The sequence below is a fragment of the Streptomyces sp. NPDC002785 genome (assembly GCF_040295565.1).
Lineage (GTDB): Bacteria > Actinomycetota > Actinomycetes > Streptomycetales > Streptomycetaceae > Streptomyces.
The window spans coordinates 1-6,892 of the sequence record NZ_JBEOVN010000292.1 but is presented as its reverse complement, the minus strand read 5'-3'; the positions used below and the strand labels follow the sequence as shown (position 1 = coordinate 6,892).

The window sequence follows — 6,892 nt, the reverse complement described above, 5'->3', positions numbered from 1 at the left end:
GGACCCGAGAACCACTACAAGGGCTGCACCCGTATCACCAGCCGAAACGCCGAGCATTGCGCCGCAGATCGAACCTCTAACCGAACGGCATTGGGCCTAGGGGCTGTCCCGTGAGGAGCGTCGTCCGGTGCGAATGTGCGTGCTGGGCGGCGCGACGGGGCGAAGCTTGCCGCGAGGGACACTGGTTTCGGGATTTTCTCCTTCAGGGGACTCCTCGCGGGCCTCCAGTCGGCCTCTCTCGGCCGCACAGGCCCTGTCGGGCGGGGTGGGTCCGGGTCTCGGGTGCCGGCGGCGCCTCAGCTCTCCAGCTCGCCCGGCAGATCCTTGCGCAGGGCTCTCGATGGCTCCAGCGGAGGCAGCTCCGGAAGCCGGTCCCAGGAGATCTGGCGCTTACGCAGGTCCTTCCTGACCCGTTCGGCAAGTCTTTTGGTGTCGCGCCGGTTCATCATCGCGCCGACGGCGGCGCCGACCATGAACGGGACGAGATTCGGCAGATCGCGCACCATGCGCTTCGTGACCTGCTGGCGCAGCTCACGCCTCATCTGGCCGCCCAGCGCCGTATTGATCGTCGCGGGGTGGGTGACATCGATACCGCGCTCGTGCGTCCAGGACGTGAGGTAGGAGGTGGAGCGCTGGGTGAGCCCGCCCGGCGGGCGCAGCCCGTAGACCTCGTGCAGCTCGGCGACGAGCTTCATCTCGATCGCCGCCACACCGGTGATCTCCGCCGCCAGCTCGGCGAGCATGGCGGGCGGTACGGGCATCATGGCCGCCGCGCCGATACCGGCGCCGACGGTTGCTGTGGCCTTGCTCGCGCCTGCGATGAGTTTGTCGGCGAGCTCCTCGGGCCCGAGGCCCGGGAACTGCTTGCGCAGGGTCGCGAGATCGCGCACAGGGATGCGGGGAGCGGTTTCGATGATCCGGTCCGCGATATGACCGATCGCTGCCTTGACGCTCTCCCCACCCTTGAGTGCTCCCCGTTTCACTGAGCTCAGACGGCCTGCCCCGGTCACGGGCTCCGTCCTGTCGACCTGTCCGGCCCCATCGGCCGTGTCGACCCCTTCAACTCCTTCAGCTGCCGTGACTGCTTCGAGCGAGGCCGGCCGGCCCCGCTCGTCGTCCCGCTCACCCGGGGAAGGTGGCAGGGCGGACCGCTCAGCAGGCGCTGCTACGCCTTCTGCCGGGCCTGTGCCGCCCTGATTCGCCTCCGACGACCTCTTGCGCCGCAAGCGTCGCTTCCGGAACGGTGTGTCGCCTGCCACGGTCGGTTCGGCCTAGTCGCAGTCGCGGCAGATCGGCTGGCCGTTCTTCTCGCGCGCCAGTTGGCTCCTGTGGTGCACGAGGAAGCAGCTCATGCACGTGAACTCGTCGGCTTGCTTGGGCAGGACCCTTACGGCCAGCTCTTCGTTGGACAGGTCTGCGCCGGGCAGCTCCAGTCCTTCGGCCGCGTCGAACTCGTCGACGTCGACGGCGGACGCCGTCTTGTCGCTCCGGCGAGCCTTGAGCTCTTCAAGGCTGTCCTGGTCGACGTCGTCATCGGTCTTGCGTGGGGTGTCGTAATCCGTTGCCATGTCGCTCTCCCCCTCTGGGTGTCTGCGGTGTCTCAGCGCACGTAACGCGTGAGAGGCCGGACTTGTGCCCGACCTGAGGCGGAGATTTTGCCTCACATCAAGGTCTGTTACTCAATCGACACCCAAAAGGACCACTCGGGAATGGCCGACTTGGGTGGCGATGGGGACCGTACACGGTCCCGGTCTCGCGCTTCACGGGCGCCACCCCGTGTACTTCCCGTGATATCGAACCCCGAAAACCCCGATTTTTGCGGGTTTTCCGATGACGGCCCTGATCACGGAGCGTTGATATCCGGAAATTCGCTTCTGTGATCGATCACACACGACCACCCCGGGCGCAGGCCCCGAAAATTCCGCTCAAAGCGAACAAAACAATTCGTGCCCGCATCGCCCTGCCCAGCTTCTCAGACCGGCAGCGAGACGCGCATCACGAGACCACCGCCCTCGCGGGGCTCCGCGACAATACGGCCGCCGTGAGCGCGCGCCACGGACCGCGCGATCGACAGACCGAGCCCCACCCCCTTGTCGCTGCCCGTTCGCTCCGTACGCAGCCGTCTGAAGGGCTCGAAGAGGTTGTCGATCTCGTACGCAGGCACCACAGGGCCCGTGTTCGAGACCACCAGCACCGCCTGGCCGGGCTGGAGCTCGGTGGTGACCTCCACCCAGCCCTGCTCCGGGACGTTGTAGCGCACAGCGTTCTGTACGAGGTTCAGCGCAATCCGCTCCAGCAGGACGCCGTTGCCCTGAACGACGGCCGGGGCCCGCTCGCCCCGGATCTCCACGCCCCGCTCCTCGGCCTCGCTGCGCGTCTGATCGATCGCACGCGAGGCCACCTCGGCGAGGTCGACCGGCTTGCGCTCGACGATCTGGTTGTCGCTGCGGGCGAGCAGCAGCAGGCCCTCGACGAGCTGCTCACTGCGCTCATTGGTGGCCAGCAGGGTCTTGCCGAGCTGCTTCAGCTCCGGCGGGGCCTGGGGGTCGGAGAGATGGACCTCCAGCAGCGTGCGGTTGATCGCGAGCGGGGTGCGCAGTTCGTGCGACGCGTTCCCGACGAACCGCTGCTGAGCGGTGAAGGCCCGCTCCAGACGGTCGAGCATGTCGTCGAAGGTGTCGGCGAGCTCCTTCAGCTCGTCGTCCGGGCCGTCCAGCTCGATCCGGCGGGACAGATCGGTTCCGGCCACCTGGCGTGCGGTGCGGGTGATCCGGCCCAGCGGGGAGAGCACCCGGCCCGCCATGGCATAGCCGAAGGCGAAGGCGATGACGCTCATCCCCACGAGGGCCAGCAGTGACCGGTTGAGAAGCGTGTCGAGTGCCTGCTGGCGCTGGTGGTTGACACAGGAGTTCATCGCCGCGTTGAAGGAGTCGGGCGATGCCTTCTCGGGCAGGTTGCAGACCTCACTGGTCACCTGACCGTTGACGATCTTGAACGGCAGCTCACTGCCCACGTGCAGGGCCTGCGCGGCCAGCAAGTAGATGATCGACAGCAGCAGGATGCCGGCGATCAGGAACATGCCGCCGTAGAGCAGCGTGAGCCGTATCCGGATGGTCGGGCGCAGCCAGTAGGGCTGCTCCTGCTGTTTGGGCTCCCAGGTGGGCTTCGGGGGCGCCGTCGGCGGCGCCGGGACGGTGGGCATCGGCCGTCAGATCCGGTAGCCGGAGCCGGGCACGGTGACGATCACCGGCGGCTCGCCGAGTTTGCGGCGCAGTGTCATGACGGTCACCCGGACGACATTGGTGAACGGGTCGGTGTTCTCGTCCCAGGCCTTCTCCAGCAGCTGCTCGGCCGAGACGACCGCGCCCTCGCTGCGCATCAGGACCTCCAGCACGGCGAATTCCTTCGGCGCGAGCTGGATCTCGACCTCGTCCCGGAAGACCTCACGGCGGTTGGGGTCGAGCTTGATTCCGGCGCGCTCCAGGACGGGCGGCAGGGCCACCGTCGTACGCCTGCCCAGCGCCCGTACCCGCGCGGTGAGCTCGCTGAAGGCGAACGGCTTGGGCAGATAGTCGTCGGCGCCCAGCTCCAGCCCCTCCACACGGTCGCTGACGTCCCCGGACGCGGTGAGCATGAGCACCCGGGTGGGAATGCCCAGCTCGACGATCCGTCGGCAGACGTCGTCGCCGTGCACCAGGGGGAGGTCCCGGTCCAGCACCACGACGTCGTAGTCGTTGACCTCGATGCGCTCCAGGGCCGCAGCACCGTCATACACGACATCGACAGCCATGGCCTCACGGCGCAATCCGGTGGCCACCGCATCGGCGAGCAGCTGCTCGTCCTCCACGACGAGTACGCGCACGGCGCTGTCCTTCCTTAGAAACTTCAGCACGTCGGAAACTTTCAGAACGTCCCGATGTGCCCACGGTCCGTGATCCGAACCGCTCATCAGTGCTGGTCTGTGCGGCTCCATCCTGCCCGCAACGCGTATAAACCGGCGGTAAGGCGGCGATGGCCGACCTGGGGCTCCGGGGAGTTCACCGGATTTCCGGGCCAGTTGAGGTTTCTCTGAGCATTGGGCTGGGGAGGACGCATTCACACCCGCGATCACGCCTTGAATGTGGCGTGCCACAGGCCACTCCGTCCCCGGAGAGCGCGTGATCACCCGCCCTACCGCCTCCGTGCGGAGGGAAACCCGGGCACACCCCCGTGCCACCGACCCACGATGAGGGGGCGCATTATGGACGCTTTCACCGCAGGTCTGCTGCAACGAATCAAGACCACCGAGTCCGACCTCACGAAAGCTCGCGAGACGGGCGACGACTTCCTCGCGGATGTCGAGCAGGGTGAACTGGACGACTTGCACCGCCTCGCCGCCGAGCACGGCGTTGAAATCGGCGCCACCAGCGTCTGAGGCGCGCGAGAAGGGCCCCTGATGCCGCAACCGGCGCCAGGGGCCCTTCTCGCGCGCCGGGAGGAACCGGTCGACGGTCTCTAGTCGTGCCAGGCTCCGAACTCCTCTAGGAGGCCCTGCAGCGGCTCGAAGACACCCGGCGTCGCGGCGACCGTCAGATCACCGTCGGCGGGCAGCCCGGGACGGCCGCCGGTGCGGGCGCCCGCCTCACGGGCGATGAGGTCACCGGCCGCCAGGTCCCACGGATGGAGCCCGCGCTCGTAATAGCCGTCGAGGCGGCCGGACGCCACGTCGCAGAGGTCCACGGCGGCGGAGCCGCTGCGCCGGATGTCACGCAGCCGCGGGATCAGCTTCTGGGCCACGTCCGCCTGGTGCGTACGGACGTGGCCGACGTAGTTGAAACCGGTCGAGACGAGCGCCTGGTCGAGCGGCGGCGCGGGCCGGCAGCGCAGCTCGGTGCCTCCGCCGTACGCACCGCCCTTCGCGTATGCACCGCCGCCGAGCACCGCCTGGTACGTCTCACGGCGCATCGGGGCCTCCACCACCCCCACGACCCGCTCGCCGTCCCGTTCTGCGGCGATGGAGACGGCCCAGGTCGGCAGTCCGTACAGGTAGTTCACGGTGCCGTCGAGCGGGTCAATGACCCAGCGGATACCGCTGCTGCCCTCCGCGTTCGCCCCTTCCTCGCCGAGAATGCCGTCCTGGGGGCGGCGCTCGGTGAGGAAGCCGGTGATCAGCTTCTCCGCGGCGATGTCCATCTCGGTGACGACGTCGATCGGGCTGGACTTGGTCGCGGCCACCCCCAGATCGGCCGGGCGCCCGTCGCGCAGCAGCGCACCGGCGCGACGGGCGGCCTCCAGGGCGAGGTCGAGCAGTTCGGACAGGTTCGGGTCGGTCACGGCGCTCCAGGGGTCTGTAGGCGTGCGGCAGGGGCTCTTAGACCGACCGGCAAATGGGGGGGGCGGCGTCGCGGGGCTGGGCACGCACATCTGCCGTGTTGTCGTCAATCACCAACACTCCGCGTTGGCTCAATCCTCCGCCTCGCAGCTGCACGCACCCCAGCCCCGCTCCTTCTCCCACCCCCCACTTGCCGGTCGGTCTTATGCGTACGGGCTGTCGGCGCCCGCGGCGGCGGGTTTGAGGGCCCGGGCCGGGCAGCAGCCGACCGGGCAGAGGTCATGGCTCGGGCCGAGCGCGCCCAGCGCACACCGCTGCACGCCGCGCCCCTGCTCGGTGGCGGCGCGCTCCAGCACCAGTTCGCGCACGGCCGCGGCGAACCGCGGGTCGCCGCCCGCGGTCGCGGACCTGCGCACCGGAAGTCCGAGCTCGGCGGCCTTCGCGGTGGCCTCCGTGTCGAGGTCGTACAGCACTTCCATGTGGTCCGAGACGAAACCGATGGGGGCCATCACCACGGCGGGGACGCCTTCGCCGTGCAGCGTCTCCAGGTGGTCGCAGATGTCGGGCTCCAGCCACGGAATGTGGGGGGCGCCGCTGCGCGACTGGTAGACGAGCTGCCAGGGGTACTCGACGCCGGTCTCCTCACGCACCGCGTCGGCGATCAGCCGGACGACGTCGAGGTGTTCGGCGACATAGGCGCCGCCGTCGCCGTGCCCCTCCACGGGGCCGGAGGTGTCGGCGGCGGAGGTGGGGATGGAGTGCGTGGTGAAGGCGAGGTGTGCCCCCGCCCGTACGTCCTCGGGGAGGTCGGCCAGGGCGGCGAGGACGCCGTCCACCATGGGCCGTACGAACCCGGGATGGTTGAAGTAGTGCCGGAGCTTGTCGACCCGGGGCACCGGCAGACCCTCGGCCTCCAGGGCGGCCAGTGACTCGGCGAGGTTCTCGCGGTACTGCCGGCAGCCGGAGTAGGAGGCATAGGCGCTGGTGGCGAGGACGGCGATGCGACGGCGTCCGTCCGCGATCATCTCGCGCAGGGTGTCGGTGAGGTACGGCGCCCAGTTGCGGTTGCCCCAGTACACCGGCAGATCGAGTCCGTGCTCGGCGAAGTCCTTGCGCAGGGCGTCCAGCAGGGCTCTGTTCTGGGCGTTGATCGGGCTGACGCCGCCGAACAGGAAGTAGTGCTTGCCGACTTCCTTCAGCCGCTCCTCGGGGATACCGCGGCCACGGGTCACGTTCGCCAGGAACGGGACCACGTCGTCCGGGCCTTCGGGGCCGCCGAAGGAGAGCAGCAGCAGGGCGTCATAGGGAGCGGGATCGCGCAGATCGGACATGGCATCGATCCTGCCACCCGCCTCGGACAGTGCTCCCACCGACATCGGCTCCCAAGCCCACCCCAGTGCCGGACGGATCACCCCGACCGTAAGCTGTATCGGCCAACGACCTCCTCCACGAGAGGGAGCGGATCAGCGAGCGGCGTCATGCGGCTTCAATTGCAAGGCGGAGGAAGGAAGCGACGCAGAGCGTCGCTGACTGACGACAACGCCGCGAGCGGAGTCGCATGACGTCGGGAGCCCGCTCCAG

The 6,892-nt window shown here is 68.7% G+C and carries 7 protein-coding genes; 1 reads left to right on the top strand and 6 read right to left on the bottom strand.

Annotated features, from left to right (window positions below; genetic code table 11):
- Positions 1-296: 296 nt before the first annotated feature.
- The 4 genes from ABTZ94_RS35445 to ABTZ94_RS35430 all read right to left on the bottom strand — a co-directional run bounded on the left by ABTZ94_RS35445 (position 297) and on the right by ABTZ94_RS35430 (position 3,862).
- Entirely contained in the window at positions 297-1,259 is a 963-nt protein-coding gene (locus tag ABTZ94_RS35445) for a hypothetical protein (protein ID WP_351207225.1), read from the bottom strand.
- A 12-nt stretch (positions 1,260-1,271) separates the two neighbouring features.
- Entirely contained in the window at positions 1,272-1,568 is a 297-nt protein-coding gene (locus tag ABTZ94_RS35440; RefSeq protein WP_003965732.1) for a DUF4193 domain-containing protein, read from the bottom strand.
- Positions 1,569-1,972: 404 nt separating this feature from the next.
- Complete coding sequence (locus tag ABTZ94_RS35435) at positions 1,973-3,202, bottom strand: sensor histidine kinase (RefSeq protein WP_351207223.1); 1,230 nt, start codon at positions 3,200-3,202, stop codon at positions 1,973-1,975.
- Between the two features lie 6 nt (positions 3,203-3,208).
- Positions 3,209-3,862, bottom strand: coding sequence for a response regulator transcription factor (locus ABTZ94_RS35430; RefSeq protein WP_351207221.1), 654 nt, complete (start codon positions 3,860-3,862; stop codon positions 3,209-3,211).
- A gap of 378 nt (positions 3,863-4,240) precedes the next feature.
- Between ABTZ94_RS35430 and fliE the strand changes: the two genes are divergently transcribed.
- Entirely contained in the window at positions 4,241-4,414 is a 174-nt protein-coding gene (gene fliE / locus ABTZ94_RS35425; protein WP_176740391.1) for a flagellar hook-basal body complex protein FliE, read from the top strand.
- Between the two features lie 80 nt (positions 4,415-4,494).
- On the opposite strand, the gene ABTZ94_RS35420 is transcribed toward fliE, so the two are convergent.
- Positions 4,495-5,313: an inositol monophosphatase family protein gene (locus ABTZ94_RS35420; protein WP_351207218.1), complete on the bottom strand. Its 819-nt coding sequence runs from the start codon at positions 5,311-5,313 to the stop codon at positions 4,495-4,497.
- A 201-nt stretch (positions 5,314-5,514) separates the two neighbouring features.
- The gene (locus ABTZ94_RS35415) at positions 5,515-6,642 is read right to left on the bottom strand and encodes a ferrochelatase (RefSeq protein WP_351207227.1); all 1,128 of its coding nucleotides are present in this window, start codon (positions 6,640-6,642) and stop codon (positions 5,515-5,517) included.
- Between the last annotated feature and the right edge of the window lie 250 nt (positions 6,643-6,892).